This window comes from Nocardiopsis nanhaiensis, from assembly GCF_054778635.1.
Window position 1 is genome coordinate 1 of sequence record NZ_BAAGZJ010000064.1, and the last position, 17,745, is coordinate 17,745.

Annotated in this window: 13 protein-coding genes; 10 read left to right on the top strand and 3 right to left on the bottom strand. The window is 67.8% G+C overall.

Going from position 1 to position 17,745, the window contains the following annotated elements; all coding sequences use genetic code 11:
- The first annotated feature begins 556 nt into the window (after window positions 1-556).
- The 4 genes from ACYVD1_RS24970 (at window position 557) to ACYVD1_RS24985 (ending at window position 4,934) form a co-directional block, all read left to right on the top strand.
- Window positions 557-1,555, top strand: a complete 999-nt coding sequence (locus ACYVD1_RS24970) for a quaternary amine ABC transporter ATP-binding protein (protein WP_460776967.1) — start codon at window positions 557-559, stop codon at window positions 1,553-1,555.
- Window positions 1,552-2,790 carry an ABC transporter permease gene (locus tag ACYVD1_RS24975; RefSeq protein WP_460776934.1) on the top strand — a complete coding sequence of 413 codons (1,239 nt, stop codon included), beginning with the start codon at window positions 1,552-1,554 and terminating at the stop codon, window positions 2,788-2,790. The genes ACYVD1_RS24970 and ACYVD1_RS24975 overlap by 4 nt, the downstream gene beginning before the upstream one ends.
- Before the next feature lie 39 nt (window positions 2,791-2,829).
- Window positions 2,830-3,843 carry a glycine betaine ABC transporter substrate-binding protein gene (locus ACYVD1_RS24980; protein ID WP_460776935.1) on the top strand — a complete coding sequence of 338 codons (1,014 nt, stop codon included), beginning with the start codon at window positions 2,830-2,832 and terminating at the stop codon, window positions 3,841-3,843.
- Between the two features lie 167 nt (window positions 3,844-4,010).
- Window positions 4,011-4,934 (top strand): glycine betaine ABC transporter substrate-binding protein, encoded by a 924-nt coding sequence (locus ACYVD1_RS24985; RefSeq protein WP_460776936.1) that lies wholly within the window; start codon window positions 4,011-4,013, stop codon window positions 4,932-4,934.
- A 139-nt stretch (window positions 4,935-5,073) separates the two neighbouring features.
- Here the strand turns inward: ACYVD1_RS24985 and ACYVD1_RS24990 are convergent, their stop codons facing one another.
- Entirely contained in the window at window positions 5,074-5,688 is a 615-nt protein-coding gene (locus ACYVD1_RS24990) for a rhomboid family intramembrane serine protease (protein ID WP_460776937.1), read from the bottom strand.
- 85 nt (window positions 5,689-5,773) lie between these two features.
- On the bottom strand, window positions 5,774-6,247 hold the full coding sequence (locus tag ACYVD1_RS24995; protein WP_460776938.1) for a hypothetical protein: 474 nt from the start codon (window positions 6,245-6,247) through the stop codon (window positions 5,774-5,776).
- A gap of 680 nt (window positions 6,248-6,927) precedes the next feature.
- Here ACYVD1_RS24995 and ACYVD1_RS25000 point away from each other — a divergent pair.
- From ACYVD1_RS25000 to ACYVD1_RS25025, 6 genes are all read left to right on the top strand, one after another.
- Entirely contained in the window at window positions 6,928-8,637 is a 1,710-nt protein-coding gene (locus tag ACYVD1_RS25000; protein ID WP_460776939.1) for an ABC transporter family substrate-binding protein, read from the top strand.
- 83 nt (window positions 8,638-8,720) lie between these two features.
- Window positions 8,721-9,731 (top strand): ABC transporter permease, encoded by a 1,011-nt coding sequence (locus tag ACYVD1_RS25005; protein ID WP_460776940.1) that lies wholly within the window; start codon window positions 8,721-8,723, stop codon window positions 9,729-9,731.
- On the top strand, window positions 9,724-10,650 hold the full coding sequence (locus tag ACYVD1_RS25010; RefSeq protein ID WP_460776941.1) for an ABC transporter permease: 927 nt from the start codon (window positions 9,724-9,726) through the stop codon (window positions 10,648-10,650). Before ACYVD1_RS25005 ends, ACYVD1_RS25010 begins: the two co-directional genes overlap by 8 nt.
- Window positions 10,647-12,884, top strand: a complete 2,238-nt coding sequence (locus tag ACYVD1_RS25015) for an ABC transporter ATP-binding protein (RefSeq protein ID WP_460776942.1) — start codon at window positions 10,647-10,649, stop codon at window positions 12,882-12,884. The genes ACYVD1_RS25010 and ACYVD1_RS25015 overlap by 4 nt, the downstream gene beginning before the upstream one ends.
- A gap of 214 nt (window positions 12,885-13,098) precedes the next feature.
- On the top strand, window positions 13,099-14,697 hold the full coding sequence (gene dacB, locus ACYVD1_RS25020; RefSeq protein ID WP_460776943.1) for a D-alanyl-D-alanine carboxypeptidase/D-alanyl-D-alanine endopeptidase: 1,599 nt from the start codon (window positions 13,099-13,101) through the stop codon (window positions 14,695-14,697).
- A 313-nt stretch (window positions 14,698-15,010) separates the two neighbouring features.
- Window positions 15,011-17,032 carry an ABC1 kinase family protein gene (locus ACYVD1_RS25025; protein WP_460776944.1) on the top strand — a complete coding sequence of 674 codons (2,022 nt, stop codon included), beginning with the start codon at window positions 15,011-15,013 and terminating at the stop codon, window positions 17,030-17,032.
- 116 nt (window positions 17,033-17,148) lie between these two features.
- On the opposite strand, the gene ACYVD1_RS25030 is transcribed toward ACYVD1_RS25025, so the two are convergent.
- On the bottom strand, window positions 17,149-17,646 hold the full coding sequence (locus ACYVD1_RS25030; protein ID WP_460776968.1) for a TetR/AcrR family transcriptional regulator: 498 nt from the start codon (window positions 17,644-17,646) through the stop codon (window positions 17,149-17,151).
- Between the last annotated feature and the right edge of the window lie 99 nt (window positions 17,647-17,745).

Here is a 17,745-nt window from a genome sequence, read left to right on the forward strand (position 1 = left end):
CCCCGCTGTGCGATGCTGCCGAGCTTGCGAGGCAGTGCACAGTAGGGGAACTCCTTCTTCGGCCTTGTGCCAGCACCACTGGATGCGCCGCTCGCGACGGGCAGCATCCACCGAACACGCCCTAGCCGGGGCGCTCTGGTGCCCCAAGGGCGGCTTACGGTACGGTCATGCTTTGACACGGTCTGTCGCTTAGTGTGCCTGTCACGCAATCGTGACACTTACCTCCCTAAAATGGTGAGTGGTAGAGATCACATAAGGGCGCTCTGTGGCGACGAGAACCCGCGCCGCAGGTCGGCGGACGTGTTTTATGGCGGCTAAACATGTTATTTGGTAGTGACATATCGCCTGAACTGTGCGTACACATCTCGGTAAGGTGGCGCCCCGACGTGAACCAGGTAGCGGTTTCGCCCATTTTGGGCGCGCACGGGGGGGCTCTGCGCGGGCCGACTACCTGAGGGAACCGCGGGTCGTCCAAGGAGCTCAGGGAGCTACCGGTGCGTCTCGCGGCAGGGAAAGCCCCATAGAGGAGACCGTGCCAGCAGTACGCGCAGACAACCTGTACAAGGTGTTCGGGAGACAGCCGAAGGCGGCCGTGGAACGGCTTTCCGACGGCAGCCACCGGGACACCATCGCCGACCTCGACGTGACAGCCGCCGTCATCGACGTGTCATTCGAGGTCCAACCGGGCGAGATCTTCGTCGTCATGGGCCTGTCCGGGTCGGGTAAGTCGACCCTGATCCGGATGCTCAACGGGCTCCTCGAATCGACTTCCGGCTCGGTCGAGATCGACGGCGTGGACATCACCACCCTGAGTAAGAAGAACTTGCTGAGCCTGCGGAGCCAGAAGATCAGCATGGTCTTCCAGCACTTCGCGCTGCTCCCGCACCGCACGGTGCTGGAGAACGCCGCCTACAGCCTGGAGCTGCGCGGGCTGCCCCGCGCCGAGCGCCACGCCAAGGCGAAGGAGACCCTCGCACTCGTGGGGCTCGACGGCTGGGAGGACAAGCTCCCCCAACAGCTGTCCGGCGGCATGCAGCAGCGCGTGGGCCTCGCCCGCGCCCTCACCGCCGACACCGACATCATCCTCATGGACGAGGCGTTCAGCGCGCTCGACCCGCTGATCCGCCGCGACATGCAGACCCAGCTCCTGGAGCTCCAGAAGAGTCTGGGCAAGACGATCGTGTTCATCACCCACGACCTCAACGAGGCCATGCGCCTCGGCGACCGGATCTGCGTGCTCCGCGACGGCCGTGTCGCGCAGGTCGGTACGGCTGAGGAGATCCTCAACGACCCGGCCACCGAGTACGTCGCCCGCTTCATCGAGGACGTGGACCGGACCCGGGTACTCACCGCGGCGTCCGCCATCGACGACGGTGAGACGGCCGACGCGGGAACCCCCGAGGTCCCGGCCGCGACACCCATCGCCGAGCTGTACGACAGCATGGCTACCGCTGAGCGCCTCAGCGTTGTGACGGAGGACGGGGAAAGCCTCGGTGTGGTCTCCCGGAGCTCCGTGCTCGCGGCGCTGTCCACGGGTAAGGAGGTGCAGGAGTGACCCCCGTCGATTTCCCACCGAGTATTCCGCTCGGTGCTTGGTTCGAGGCTGGCAACCAGTGGCTGAAGAGCAACTTCGCCTGGTTCTTCGACGTCGTCGGAGACTTCATCCGCTGGGCCGTCGGCAACCTGTCCGACTTCTTCATCTCCCCGGGCGCGGGCCAGCTGGCCTTCATCGCCGCGATCATCATCGCCGTGCCACTGGTGCGCACACGCCGGATCCCCCTGCTGGCGACCGTGGCCGTGGTCTCCCTGCTCTACATTCTGGAAGTCCAGGTCGGCCTGGTCAGCGCGCTGATCAACCAGCTTCCGCCCTTCCTGTTCCTGTGGGCGATCGACCTGTTCAGCCTGCCCGAGCGGGTTGACGCCTACTTCATCGTCTCGCTGGTCTTCCTGATCGCGGTGACCGTGCTCGGTGTGCTCGACAGCAGCAGCCGCACGCGCACCATCGTGATGACGGCCGGCTGGCTGGGCGCCGTCATCGTCGGCTGGCTGGTTCTGCCCATGCTGGTCACGAACCCGATGTCGGTCCTCGTGATCCTGCTGCTGAGCCTGCTGGCGGCCTCCGTCGCCGGGTGGCGACTCGGTGTGTTCGGGCTCATCGCCCTGACCCTGGTCGCCTCCGTCGGACAGTGGACCAACGCGATGGACACCCTCGGCCTGGTGTTGGTGGCCAGCAGCATCGCCGTGGTCATCGCGATCCCGATCGGTATCCTCGCCGCCTACAACGACCTGGTCAGCAAGATCGTCAAGCCGGTCCTGGACCTGATGCAGACGCTCCCGGCGTTCGTCTACCTGATTCCGGCGATCTTCTTCTTCTCCATCGGTTCGGTGCCCGGCGTGGTCGCGACCATCGTGTTCGCCATGCCGCCCGGCGTGCGCCTGACCGAGCTGGGCATCCGCCAGATCGACAAGGAACTCGTGGAGGCCGGTGAGGCGTTCGGCGCCCCGACCCGCAAGGTCCTCACCGGGATCCAGCTGCCGCTGGCGGTTCCGACGATCATGGCCGGTGTCAACCAGGTCATCATGCTGAGCCTGTCCATGGTCGTGATCGCGGGCATGGTTGGTGCCGGTGGCCTGGGTAACCAGGTCTACCAAGGCATTTCCCGCAACGACGGTGCACTGGGCTTCGAAGCCGGTATCGCCGTGGTCATCCTGGCGATCTTCCTCGACCGGATGACGGGGGCGATCACCCGCAACACCCCGCAGGCGCGCGCCGAGCGCGCACGCTCGTAAGAGTGAACGATGACGCAGTTTCCAAGGGAAGGAACACTCATGAACAAGCGGATCACCGCGCTCACGGCCCTCGGCCTGAGCGGCGCGCTCCTGCTCTCGGGTTGTGGTGAGGGAAGCGATCTGGCCGATGGGCCCGAGGAAGAAACCAACGGTGCCGCCGACGAGTGCACCCCCGGTGCTGAGCCGCCGGAGGTCGAGGAAGCGGAACTCCCCCTGGTCGACGTTCCCGACGACGGCGAGGACGCCGACGAGATCAACTTCGCGCTGATCCCGTGGGAGGAGGCCATCGCCACCACCCACCTGTGGAAGGTCATCCTCGAAGAGCAGGACTACGACGTCACGGTCACCGACCTGGACGTGGCCCCGATGTACCAGGGCGCCGCCAACGGCGACGTGGACCTGTTCATGGACACCTGGCTGCCCCAGACCCACGGTGACTACTGGGAGGACTACGGTGACTCGCTGGAGAACCTGTCCGTCTGGTACGACGACGCCAGCCTCAAGCTGACGGTGCCCTCCTACATGGAGGACATCAACACGATCGACGACCTGCGGGCCAACGCCGACGAGCTCGGCAACCAGATCGTGGGCATCGAGGCCGGTTCCGGTCTGGTCCGGACCACGCGCGAGCACGCCATGCCGGGCTACTGCCTGGACGACGACTTCGAGCTGTTGGAGTCCTCCACCGGCGCGATGCTCGCCGAGTTGGACTCCGCGATCCAGGCCGAGGAGCCGATCGTCGTCACGCTGTGGCGTCCGCACATCGCCTACGTCCAGTACGACCTGAAGGACCTCGAGGACCCCGAGGGCATGATGGGCGGCGCCGAGACCATCCACGCGGTCGGGCGTGAGGGCTTCGCCGAGGACTACCCCAACTTCGCTTCCTGGCTGGCCGAGTTCGAGCTGGACGAGCCCGAGCTGGAGAGCCTGGAGGACCTGACCCTCGAAGAGCACGAGGACGACCCGGACGAGGGCGCCCGCGCCTGGCTCTCCGAGAACCCGGAGTTCCTCGAGCGCACCATGGGTGACGACGCTGACGGTCTGGACTTCTAAGTCCACAACCGCACATAAGCTCGTTTTACGGGCACATACATGAGACGGCTGCTCCCGTACCGGGGGCAGCCGTCGCCTGTGTGTCACCGCGGAGCCCGTATCGATGGCACCCCCCTCACATCGGTCCGCTCCTTGGAAGTCGAGTACTGAGGGAAGGCGAATCCACGATGGACAGGCGTAAGCGCACGGCTCTGGCAGCCGCGGGTATGAGTGGCGTACTCCTGTTGTCCGCCTGCGCAGGCGAGGGCGAGGGCCTGCTCGACGAAGCGGGCGGCGGGGACGACAAGGAGATCGAGATCGCGCTGATCGCCTGGGAGGAGGCCATCGCGGTCACGCACATGTGGGAGGCGGTCCTCACGGAGATGGGGTACGACGTGACGGTCACCGAGGTCGACGTCGCCCCCGCCTTCGAGGGCGTGGCAGCGGGTGAGATGGACCTGTACCTCGACATGTGGCTTCCGGTCACCCACCACGAGTACATGGACGAGTACCGGGGGCAGATCGAGACCCTGGGCTCTTGGTACGACAACGCCGTCCTCACCCTCGCGGTGCCCGGGTACATGGAGGACGTGCACGCCATCGACGACCTCCCCGGGAGTGCCGGTGAGCTGGACGGCACCATCGTCGGTATCGAACCGGACGCCGGCCTGACCCGGGTCACCAAGGAGGAGACCATGCCCGGCTACCAGCTGGACCAGGACTTCGCCCTGGAGACGTCGTCGGGATCGGGCATGATGGACGAGCTGGGGCAGGCCATCTCGCAGCAGGAGCCGATCGTCGTGACGCTGTGGCGTCCGCACCCCGCCTACGCCCAGCACGACCTGAAGGACCTCGAGGATCCCCAGGGGCTGATGGGCGACACCGAGAGCCTGCATTCGGTCGGGCGCGACGGGTTCTCGGAGGACTACCCCGAGCTGACCGAGTGGCTCCAGAGCTGGACCATGGACGACGAGGAGCTCGCCTCCCTGGAGGTCCTCACGGTGGGCCCCGAGGTCACCGACCCGGAAGCGGGGGCCCGGCAGTGGCTGGCGGACAACCCCTTCTTCCTGGAGCGCACCATGGGTGAGGACGCCGAAGGCCTGGAGTTCTAGGCCGTCGCGCCGTGCGCCGTGCCAGCACCGGGCTGCGCGCCGTGCCCCACTCCGCGCAGCTTGTACTAACGGAAGGGCCGCCTCCTCGAGGGGAGGCGGCCCTTCCGCGTCGCTGCTGGATCCGCTCCGGGCACCGGGCTCAGGGAGCGTAGTAGCCGCCCTGGGCGCCTCCGGGGTTCCACTGGTTGGTCTGGGCCGGCTTGTCACGCTTGGGCAGTGTGTAGGCGGCGATGAGGCCGCCGATGAAGCCGAAGAGGTGGGCCTGCCACGAGACTCCGGGGTGCTGTGGCAGGACCCCCCAGATCATCGTTCCGTAGAAGATGACCACGCAGATCATGATGACGATGTCGACTGTCTTGCGTTCGATGATGCCGCGCAGGACGGTGTAGCCGAAGTAGCCGAACACCAGTCCGCTGGCGCCCACGGTCAGAGTGTGCGGCGCGGAGAACAGCCACACGCCCACGCCGCTGACGAGGGCAATGATCAGTGTGGTGAGCAGGAACCTGCCCAGGCCGCTGAAGGCCACGAGTGAACCCAGTACGAGGAACGGCAGCGAGTTGCCGATCAGGTGGGCGAAGTTTCCGTGCATGAACGGTGCGGTCAGCACGGTCCAGGGTGCGTCGGTGTCCCAGGCGCGCAGCCCGAACTGCCGGTCGAGCTGGCCCCCGAGTGGGGTGTCGAGGATCTCGAAGACCCACATGGCCGCGAGCATCCCCGCTACGGTCAGGATGGCGGTGATTCTGGACTGCTTCACACCACCGAGGGTAGATGAATCAGCCTTGTGACGGTATGTCCTTGAGGCGCGTGGGGGCGAAGAGTCCGATGTGCTGGGAAAGGTCTCACGAGGTCAGGGAGCGCTTTCGGGGCGGGATACCGGAGACGGCCATGAACGACTCCACCTTGGCGGGGTTGGTCATGCCGGTCAGTGGCAGGTAGGTACGCGAGGTCCGGCGGCTCTTCAGCGACGGGAAGCGCTTCGGTCGGCCCGCGTGGTCGCAGAGCCCCAGGGAGCGGATACGCCCGGGCAGGACGTAGTACGAGCCGATGTCGTTGAAGGGGACCGTGACCACGTAGTTCCCGCGCTCGTAGCGGAACTCCTCCTCGGAGACCTCCAGTACCGGCGCCTTGATGAGATGGCCGTGGACGGCGAAGGCGGCGCCGCCGAGCGCGAAGATGGCGCCGAGGACGATGGTGGCCCAGTGCCCCGGGTCGACGAGCGCGACCACGAGTCCGAGTGCAATCAGAGCGTAGCCAGCCCACAGCTCCACGTACTTGCGTCCTACAGGGCAGACCAGACGGACCGATTCGGACACGGCGGATGCCTCTCTCGCTGGGCGGGGCGGCTGGGGGTGACGGAGGCCGTCACCCGGAACCCTATCCGGTTCATGGGCGCTGGGTTCCCGGTTTCGGTCAGGTCGTGCGTGGGGTTCGGGACGTCTCAACGCCGCTGTGGCCGGGGCTGGCGGCCTTCGCTTGGGAGTGCTGCATGACATCCCTTCATCCCATGATTGGTTTAGTGGATGTATAAGAATAGTCCCGGGCGGATGCCTGCTTGAGTCCACCACGATGTATCAGCCCTCAACGAGTGACTTGGGGTGTTTGTCCGCTTCTCGGTGAGTGATCATGTGTAACGGCCTCGTGCATAAACAATGTTTACGCTTCTGTGAAGGGCGCTCCAGGGGAACCCGTGTCCGGCAATGCATTTCGGGAGCGTCCGAATCTCCGTCCAAGTGCCGGATTCTCGTCTGACGCCGCTGGCCTGCGGGTATGCCTCGTTGACTACGTGTTACCAGCATGTTGAGCTGCGATGTCGACGTTGGGGGCCGCATGAGCGCGAACCGGTTGCGGATGGGTCACGAATCCGGCAGTAGGGCTATACAGACATTTCGCTCAATGGTCTTCTGAACGACTAATCGCCTAAGTTCGGCGGGGTATGCGTGTACCGCGCAAACGCCGCATGCACGGCTCGTTTTAGTGATCAAGGGTGTAAGTAATGCACAAACGCGGAAAGACCATGGCAGTCGCCGCTGCGGCGGCGTCAGCCGTGCTGGTGGCCAGCGGTTGCACCGGCGACGGCGGCGGCGATGGAGCGGGCGGTGACAAAGAGGTCACCTGGGTGATCAACAGCCTGCCGGCCGCCTGGCAGGGAATCAGCGCCGCCGGCGGCAGCGTCTACGTCATCCAGATGCTCTCCGGTGTGCTGCCGAGCACCGGCACATGGCTGCCGGACGCGGAGACGTACGAGTACGACATGGACGTCCTCGCCGAGGAGCCGGAGCTCATCAACGACGACCCCGACGAGGGCCCGTTCGAGTGGACGATCACCCTCGCCGACGATGCCGTGTGGAGCGACGGCGAGGACATGACCGGTGAGGACCTCCGGACCACCTGGAAGCTGGCGACCAACCCCGAAGAGGGCCACTGCACCGGCTGCGACTCCCGCCTGTCGACCGACTACGACAAGGTCGAGGACATCGAGGTCGACGGCAAGACCGCGACCATCCAGCTGAAGGAGGGCCTGGGCAACCCCGAGTGGGAGAAGCTCTTCGACGCCCACAACGTCGCCGGCGGCTTCCTCCCCGCCCACCTGGCCGAGGAGCAGGGCTGGGACGTCGACGACCCGGACGACCTGGGCGAGTACTACGACTGGCTGCACGCCGAGCGCCCGGAGTGGTCCGGCGGCCCGTACCAGATCGTCGAGGGCGACCTGGAGAACGAGGTCATCAAGGAGCCGAACCCCAACTGGTTCGGTGAGACCGAGCCGGCCCTGGACCGGATCACGATGCCCTACAACACCGACGAGGGCACCTTCGTCAACGCGTTCGTCAACGCCGAGATCGACGGGGCCAACCCCGCCGACTACAACGAGGACGTCGTCGTCCAACTCGATGACCTCGAGAACGCCGTGATGGAGATCGACGAGGGCGCATCCTGGGAGCACCTCAGCTTCAACTTCGAGAACGAGGCCCTTCAGGACGTCGAGCTGCGCAGTGCGATCTTCACCGCGATCGACCGCGACGACATCGCCGCCCGCAACTACGAAGAGGGCTACCCCGAGTACGAGCTGAAGAACAACCACACCTTCCGGAACGACAGCGAGTACTTCGTCGACCACTACGCGGACGAGACCCAGGGCACCGGCGACCTCGACGAGGCCCAGGAGATCCTGGAGGACGCGGGCTACGAGCTGGACGGCGACACCCTCACCCTCGACGGTGACGAGGTCGGCCCCTTCAGCCTGCGCAGCACCGACTCAGACGTGCGCAACACCTCGGTCCAGGTGATCCAGTCCCAGCTCGAGGAGCTCGGCATCACCACCAACATCGACATGACCGACGACCTGGGCACCATGCTCGCCGAGGCCGACTACGACATCGTCCAGTTCGGCTGGCAGGGCAACCCGTGGTTCGCGACCAACCCGGACCAGCAGTGGAACAGCACCAGCGCCAGCAACTTCGGCGGCTACGAGAACGAGGACGTCGACGAGCTGACCGCCGATGTGGCCAACGCGCCGGACCAGGACACCGCCGCGGAACTGGCCAATGAGGCGATGGAGATCCTGGTTCCCGAGGCCTACGTCATGCCGATCATGGCGGAGCCGAACTACTTCTTCGCCAACGAGGACTTGGAGAACGTCTCCGACCACCTGTTCTCCAGCTACCGCGCCACCTACAACATCGGTGAGTGGGACTTGGCCGACTAGTTCGGCCCGGTGCCTCAGACCCGGCCCCGGGTCACCAACCCGGGGCCGGGTCGGTCCTCGTTCACCCCTGAAGGATCACACCCATGCTCGTTTACACGATGCGGCGGCTCCTGAGCGCGATTCCCGTCCTCGTCCTCGCATCCATCCTCACGTTCGTGATGATCGACGTCTCCGGTGACCCGCTCGCCGACCTGAAGACGGCCCAGCCCCCGCCGGAACCCGCGGTGATCGAACAGGAAGAGGAGCGCCTCTACCTGGACCGGTCGATGCCGGAGCGCTACGTGCTCTGGGTCACCGGTATCGGCGGCGACGGGGACATCGGCCTGCTCCAGGGCGAGTTCGGCCCCTCCGTGCAGGGGCCCCAGTACGACATCGGCGAGAACATCGCCGAACGCCTCTGGACCACCCTGCGCCTGGTCGGTATGGCGATGCTGTTCGCGCTCGGTCTGGCCGTCCTCGCCGGTGTCGTCAGCGCGATCAAGCAGTATTCCAGGATCGACTACACACTGACCTTCATCGGCTTCCTCGCACTGGCGATGCCGACCTTCTGGTTCGCCGGAATCGTCCAGGCGGGCGGTGTCGCCTTCAACGAGGCGGTCGGTGACCAGATCTTCAACACCATCGGGGACGGGCGGTTCAGAGCCGAGGGCGAACCGTTGTGGGACCAGTTCCTCAACGCCTTCGCCCATATGGCCCTGCCCACGATCGTGCTGATGCTGACCACCTTCGCCTCGTGGAGCCGGTACCAGCGCACGTCCATGCTGGAAGTGCTCAACAGCGACTACGTACGACTAGCCAGGGCCAAGGGCCTGCGCAACCACGTGGTCATCCGGCGGCACGCCCTGCGTACCGCGCTCATCCCGTTGACCACGGTCGTCGCCCTGGGCGTGGCCGGCATCATCGACGGTGTCATCCTGACCGAGGTCGTCTTCCAGTGGCGCGGTCTCGGCGACTTCTTCATCACGGCTGTGGAAAACAACGACTCCTACGCGCTGATGGGCTGGCTGCTGCTGAGCGGGGTCGTGGTCATCGTGGCCAACCTCATCGCAGACCTGCTGTACGGCGTGCTCGACCCGAGGATCCGCTATGAGTGACAACGGCAAGACCGCGGCCGATCGCCGCGGCCCCGCCGGGGGCGGGGTCGGGCCCCGTAAGGATCGCACCCAGCTGCAGATGGTCCTGAAGCGGTTCTCCCGCCACCGGCCGGCGATGATCAGCCTGGCAACCCTGATCGCGATCGCCGCGTTCGCCTTCCTCGGTCCCTTCTTCTGGACCTGGGACCACACGGTTTCGCGGGAGATCGCGAGCAACCAGCCGCCCAGTGGCGCGCATCCCCTAGGCACGTCGTCTGCAGGGCAGGACGTCCTGGGCCAGCTCATGAGGGGTGCCCAGCAGACCCTGAAGGTCGCCCTCACGGTCTCCTTCTGCGCCGCCGCCTTCGGTTCCGTGTGGGGAGCCACCTCCGGGTACTACGGGGGCCGTACGGACGCGGTCATGATGCGGGTCGTGGACGTGTTCATCATCGTCCCGCCCCTCGTGGCCGTGGCCGCGCTCGCCGGCAACACCACCGGCGGTACCACCTGGGCCACGATCGCGCTGATCATCGCCCTGTTCGCCTGGGCCACCATCGCCCGTGTCGTGCGCGGTGTGGTGCTCTCGCTTCGGGAGCAGGAGTTCGTCGAAGCGGCCCGGGCCTCCGGCGCCTCGGCCCCGTGGATCATCCTCCGCCACCTGCTGCCCAACGCGGCGGGTCCGATCATCGTCGCCGCGACCCTGCTGGTGGCGGTCGCGATCCTGATGGAGGCGGGCCTGTCCTTCCTCCAGTTCGGTATCCAGCTGCCCGACATCTCGCTCGGGCAGATGATCGGCGACGCGCGGACGGCGGTGTCCACCCGGCCCTGGCTGTTCTACCCGCCGGGTGTGCTGCTGGTGTTGATCTGCCTGACGATCAACTTCATCGGTGACGGACTCCGGGATGCCCTCGACCCACGACAGACCACGGTGCGGCGATGACGACTACTGAGCACATGAGCAACGAAGAGGCGGCCCTCGCCGAACACGACGAGGTGGTGCTGCGGGTCAGCGGTCTCAGCGTCACCTTCCCCTCCGACGACGGGCCGCTGCCCGCCGTCCGGGAGGTCTCCTACGAACTGCGCCGGGGCGAGGCCCTGGGCATCGTGGGCGAGTCCGGCTCGGGCAAGTCCGTGACCTCGATGGCGATCATGGGACTACTGCCCAGGAACGCCCACGTGGAGGGCCGGGCGGAGCTCCTGGGACAGAACGTCATCGGGCTGTCCGACAAGGAGATCAGCAAGGTGCGCGGGCAGAAGATCGCGATGATCTTCCAGGATCCGCTCACCTCGCTCAACCCCGTGTACACGGTCGGGTACCAGATCGCCGAGGCGGTCCTCGCGCACCGGAAGGTGGGCAAGAAGGCCGCGATGGACCGGGCGCTGGAGCTGCTGGAGATCGTGGGGATCCCTTCCCCGGAGCAGCGGCTCAAGCAGTACCCGCACGAGCTCTCCGGCGGTATGCGCCAGCGCGTGGTCATCGCCATCGCGATGGCCAACGACCCGGACGTGATCATCGCGGACGAGCCCACCACCGCCCTGGACGTCACCGTCCAGGCCCAGGTGCTGGACGCCCTGCAGGCTGCCCGGCGCGAGACGGGTGCGGGACTGGTGCTCATCACGCACGACCTCGGCGTAGTGGCGGGCCAGGTCGACCGGGTCGGCGTCATGTACGCCGGGCGCATCGTCGAGATGGGTGCGGTCGAGGACGTCTTCTACCGGCCTGAGATGCCCTACGCGCTGGGGCTGCTGGGGTCGCTGCCCAGGCTGGACGGTGAGCGCGACGACCGCCTCACCCCCATTCTCGGCACCCCGCCCTCCCTGATGGACCTGCCTCGGGGGTGCGGCTTCGCGCCGCGTTGCCCGATGGCCAGGGACCTGTGCCACGAGGAGGAGCCCACGCTGCTCCTCACCAGGGAGAACGGGGACCGGGGGGCGGCCCAGGAGGGTGATTTCAGTGCCCACGTGGCCGCCTGCCACTTCAGTTCCGAGTTGTCGGAGACCCGCGCGGACGAGCTGTTCCAGGCGACCGCGGTGGACACCGAGGGCATGGAATCGGTGGCTGAACTGGCCGGTGCCGAGTCGTTGGCCGCCGAGGCGGCCGAAGAGCTGAAGGAGGCGGCAGAGGAGCCATCGGAAAGTGCCGGGGACGCCGACGGTGCCGAGCCGGAGATCCTCCTGAGCGCGACCGATCTGGTCAAGGAGTTCCCGATCCGGTCCAAGGGCCTGTTGAGGCGCAGGATCGGCGAGGTTCAGGCGGTCTCGGGGGTCTCCCTGGAACTGCGCGAACACGAGACCCTCGCGCTCGTGGGCGAGTCCGGCTGCGGGAAGTCGACCACGGCCCGCCTGCTGCTGAACCTCATCAAGCTCACCTCGGGTGAGGTGGCCTACATGGGTAAGCCGCTGCAGGGCCTCTCGGACAAGCAGATGCGTCCGCTGCGCCGAGACCTCCAGCTGGTCTTCCAGGACCCGTTCGCCTCACTGGACCCCCGGATGACGGTCTCGGACATCATCGCTGAGCCGATGAAGATCCACCGCAAGGGCCACGGGGCCGCGAAGAGCCGGGTGAAGGAGCTGCTGGAGCTGGTGGGCCTCAACCCCGAGCACGGTTCGCGCTACCCGCACGAGTTCTCGGGCGGTCAGCGCCAGCGCATCGGTGTGGCCCGAGCACTTTCACTCAACCCCAAGGTGCTGGTCCTCGACGAGCCGGTGTCGGCGCTGGACGTGTCCATCCAGGCGGGTGTGATCAACCTGCTGGAGGACCTCCAGGACGAGCTGGGCCTGTCGTACCTGTTCGTCTCGCACGACCTGTCCGTGGTCAAGCACATCGCCGACCGGGTGGCCGTGATGTACCTCGGCAAGATCGTGGAGACGGCAACGACGGAACAGCTGTTCCGGGCTCCTGCGCACCCGTACACGCAGGCGCTGATCTCGGCGATTCCGCTGCCGGACCCGGTCAAGGAGCGGACCCGCGAGCGGATCACCGTCACCGGTGACATCCCCAGCCCGGCCAACCCGCCGTCGGGCTGCCGGTTCCGGACCCGGTGCCCGAAGTTCGCCAACGAGCTCTCGGAGCTCGAGCGCACCAAGTGTGTGGACCAGCCGCCGGACCTGTTGGACCGGGGTGCCGGGCACAGGGACGCGTGCCACTACTCCGAGGTAGTCGAGCTGATCTGATCCGGAAGTTCTGAGAGGTCGGGAACGGCGTCGAGGGGCGGCTGTCGCCGCGCCTCGGCGCCGTTTCGCGTTCGGCGGGGCACGGGTGCCGCAGGCGGGGAGCCGGAGAGGGGCGGGTTCGCGAACCGCCGGAAACGCTCTGGCTTGGAGGGCTGACGTTCGGTTAGGTTCGTTCTTCAGCATGCTCCCGAACGGTCGCTTCCGAAGGAGATTCATGACCCCCGCAACCCCCCGACGGTCGGCGGGCCGGAGCCGACGCGGATGGCTGGCCGCGGCCGCCCTCCTGACGGTCCCGCTGGTCCCCCTGTCCCTGACGACCGCACCCGCCGCGGCCGACACGGTCGACCCGGCCGAGCGCGACGACGAACTGCGATCCGATATCGACGCGATCCTGGAGGATCCCGCGCTGGAGGGCGCGACCTCCGGGGTGGTGGTCACCGAAGCAGACACCGGAGAGGTGCTCTACTCGCGTGACGCCGGAACCGAGTTGCTGCCGGCCTCCAACATGAAGACCTTCACCGGGGCGGCCGCCCTGGAGGCGTTGGGCGCCGACCACACCTTCGAGACGGAGGCCGTGGTGGAGGGCCCGGCCGAGGGCGACGTCGAGGAGCTGTACTTGGTCGGGGGCGGTGACCCGACGCTGAGCGGGGCCGACCTGGACACGATCGCCGCGGACGTGGCCGCTTCCGGTGTCACGTCGGTCGGTGACCTGTACGCCGACGACACCTGGTTCGACGACGAACGCCTCGTGGACGACTGGTGGCCCGAGGACGAGCCCTTCGCCTTCTCAGCACAGATCTCGGCCCTCACCGTCGCCCACGGCGACCGCTACGACACCGGGGTGACCGAGGTGACCGTCAACGCGGGCTCGGAGGGCGATCCCGTGACCGTGGACCCGGGTGCCGCCGACGGCTACGTCGAGCTCGACAACCAGGCCGTCACCGGTGCCCCCGGGAGCGAGGACACGCTCGTGATCGACCGGCCGGTCGACACCAACACCATCGAGGTCAGCGGTTCCCTGCCCGCGGACGCCGAGCCGTCCGTGGCGTTGCGCACCGTGGACGAGCCCGCCGGGCTCGCCGGGCACCTGTTCGCCCAGGCCCTGGAGGAGAACGGTGTGCCGGTCGAGGGCGGGGTCGCCCAGGGTGCGGTCCCGGACAAGTGGGATCCGGAGGCGGTGGGCGAGCACACGTCCATGACGCTCGCGGAGGTCATGGTCCCGCTGATGAAGTTCAGCAACAACGGCCACTCGGAGATGCTGGTGAAGAGCATCGGCCAGGAGGCTTCGGGCGAGGGGACCTGGAAGGCCGGTCTGGCGGCTCAGGAGGAGGCGCTGCAGCGGGTGGGTGTGGACACGTCCGACCTGACACTCAACGACGGATCGGGGCTGTCCCGGAGCAACTGGGTCACCGCGGACACCGTCGTCGACCTGCTCACCCACGCCCAGTACGCCCCCTGGTACGACGACTGGCACTACTCGCTGCCGGTCGCCGGTGACAGCGACCCGTTCGTCGGCGGAACCCTGGCCTCCCGTATGGAGGGCACCGCGGCCGAGGGGGTCGCCCAGGCCAAGACCGGCACGATGACCGGGGTGAGCGCTCTCTCGGGCTACGTGCAGGGCCCGGACGGCGGTGAGTTGTTCTTCAGCGTCGTCAACAACGACCACGAGGGTGCGGCCCCCACCGACGTACAGGACGCGATCGTGGTCCGGGTGGCCGAGTACCTCGGCAACCAGGCCCCGGAGCCGGCGGCGCTCGCGCAGAGCGGTTCCGGCGGCGGTGAGCTGGAGTGCTCCTGGGAGCTCACCTGCTGATCCCCCGATGACGCCCTGAACACCCCCGGTCGGGGCATGCGGCCCGTGCTGGGAGCGTGAGGTCGAGGGCCCGCGGGACGACGCGCAGTCAAGCGCTCCCGCGGGCCCTACGTGTGCCGGGACGGGTGCGCGGACGCGCGGCGGGCCGGGGTTATCCACAGGCTGGGGACACTGGCTGTCGCCGCCGCGGTGAACCTGTCAAGGTTGTGCCTGTCCGCCAGCCTCCGCGCGGACACCCACCCCCTCGCGCTGCTACCCGGCCTCTCCGCGCGCTCCCGGTGTCCGCGGGGAGACCCCACCAAGAAGGGCGTTTATGGATTCGCTGACCATCACCTCGGTGTTCGGCATGATCGTCGGCCAGGTGCTGTCCCTGGTCGCGCTCATCCTGATCCTGCTTGGCCTGGGCAAGCTCGCCAGCCGGCTCATGGACGTGCCCTTCAACCTGCCGAGGCTGGCCCTGGCAGCGCTGGTCGGCGCCCCGGTAGGGGCTGTGGGCGGCATCCTGGTCTACTACGGCGACGTGGAGGCGCTCAACACCACCCAGCCGGCGGAGATGGACCAGCCGGGCTTCATGGTGCTGATGCTCTTCGCGATGGCCGTGGGCGCGATGCTCGCCTTCGTTGCCCTGGAACTGCTCATGCCACGGGGGACCCGTGTCCGGCCGGTCGCCATGGCCCGGGAAACCAGGGACTGGTTCGGCCGGATGGGCCGATACCGGCGGATCCTGTGGATCCTGGCCCGGCACGGCCTCGGCGGCTACGTGCTGGGACACCGGGAGGGCGTCGAAGACTCCTCCGCCCAGCGGCGCCTGGCCCGCTCCCTGGCCCGCTCCATGGAGGAGGCAGGGGTGGTGTTCGTCAAGCTCGGCCAGGTGCTGGCCACCCGGCGCGACCTGTTGCCGCCGGTGTTCGTGGAGGAACTGGGCCGCCTGCACAGTGAAGCGGTCCGGGTCCCCTACGTACAGGTCCGCGACTGCCTGGAGGGCGAGCTCGGCCGGGACTCCGACGACGTGTTCGCCGAGTTCGACCCCGAACCCCTCGCCGCGGCCTCCATCGCCCAGGCACACCCGGCCCGTCTGCACGGCGGGGAAGAGGTCGTGGTCAAGGTACAGCGGCCAGGGATCGGCCCGGTGGTCCGGCGGGACCTCGACATCATCCGAAGACTCGCGCGGCGCTTCGACGAGCACACCGACTGGGGGCCCGCGATCGGGGTGGTCGAGCTCGCCGAGGGGTTCGCCCAGGCGCTGCTGGAGGAGCTCGACTTCGAGGTGGAGGCGGCCAACATCGCCGCCGTCGCGGAAGCCACCACGGACTCACCGGTACGCATCCCGCTGGTGTACGAGGCCTACACCAGCCGCCGTGTCCTGGTGATGGAGCGCCTGCACGGAACCCAGGTCGGCGGGGCCGAACTGCCGGGGCCGGACGGGGAGCGCCTCGCCCGGACACTCCTGGACTGCCTGCTCGAGCAGGTGCTGGTGAGCGGGATCTTCCACGCGGACCCGCATCCGGGCAACATCCTGGTCCTCGAGGACGGCGCGGTGGGGCTGCTGGACTACGGGTCGGTGGGCAGACTCGACGCCCAGACCCGGGAGGCCCTGCACATGATGCTGCTGGCCATCGACCGGGGCGACACCGTCCTGTTGACCGACACCCTCCTCGACGTGGTCGCCGATTCCGGGGACATCGACGCGGAGCGGCTGCGCCGGTCGCTCGGCCAGTTCATGGCGCGTTACCTGCACGGCGCGACCACGGCCAGCATGCGCATGTTCACCGAGCTGCTGATGCTGGTCGCGCGCTTCGGGCTGGTCCTGCCGTCCGAGCTCGCGGGGGTCTTCCGCGCGCTGGCCACCCTGGAGGGGACCCTGGTGCACCTGTCGCCGGGGTTCGACACGGTGGCCGAGGCCAAGCGGTACGCCGGGGCACGGATGTCGGAGCAGTTGGGCACGGGCAATCTGCGGGAGATGGCGTCCGGGGAGCTGCTCGCCCTGCTGCCGACCCTGCGGCGGCTGCCCCGCAGGCTGGACCGGATCACCGACCAGCTGTACAAGGGCCGCTTCACCGTGCAGACCCGGATGTTCGCCCACCCCGAGGACCGAAGACTCCTGCGCTCGGTGGTGCGGCGCGCGGTGATGACCGTGTTGGCCGTGGTCACCGGGTTCATGTCGGTGGGGCTGTTCAACGTGACGGAGCAGCCGGGGGTGTCCTGGCCGGAATTGGCCACGCATACGCAGGCGCTCAACTTCCTGGCGTGGTTCCTGCTGGCCACCACCGCGATGTTCGTGCTGCGGCTGTTGGTGGACATGGTCCGGGACGGGGCCGACCGCGACCGGCGCTGAGCCGGCCGTGGAGACCCGTCGGAGCGGGTAGCCGGAGCAAGGTTCAGGGCCAGCGGCCCGGACGGGAGGGCGAAGCAAGCGGCCCGGACGTGCGGTCACTGGTCCCGGGTGCCAGCTCAGCCGACGGCGCGCTCGCGGTCGATGAGGCGGCGCAGTGCCCGGTAGACGTCCGCGGTGTCGGGCCGCGGGTCGCTGATGCAGCAGCGCAGGAAGTAGCCGTCCGAGGCGGCGGCCACCCCGGCCCGGGCGGCGGGATCGGGGAGGTAGGGCGCGAGGAAGGCGTCGACAGCCGCGGTCCAGCGATCGACCTGGGCTTGCAGTGAGGGCCGCCGGGCGGCGATGAGGAACAGCTCCATCTCGGCCAAGGCGTGTGCCCGGCCGGCACCCATCCCTTCGGTGATGAGGGCGGCGAAGCCGCGCAGCGCCTGGTCCGGGTCGTTCGGCAGGGTTTCGACGACGGATACGTAGGCGTCGTTCACCCGGGTCAGCGCGTCGACGAGGAGGTCGTCGACGGTCGCGTAGTAGTACGTGACGGTGCTGGGCGGGACGTCGGCCTCGGTGGCCACCCGGCGCTGGCTGACGGCGGCGACACCGTCCCGCGCGATGACGCCCATGGTGGCGTCGAGAAGCAGTCGGCGCCGCTGCTCGCCCTTGCGTCGGCGGCCGTCGCTGATGTTCTCCGGGTCCTCGCCCCACTGGTTGGTGTTCACGAT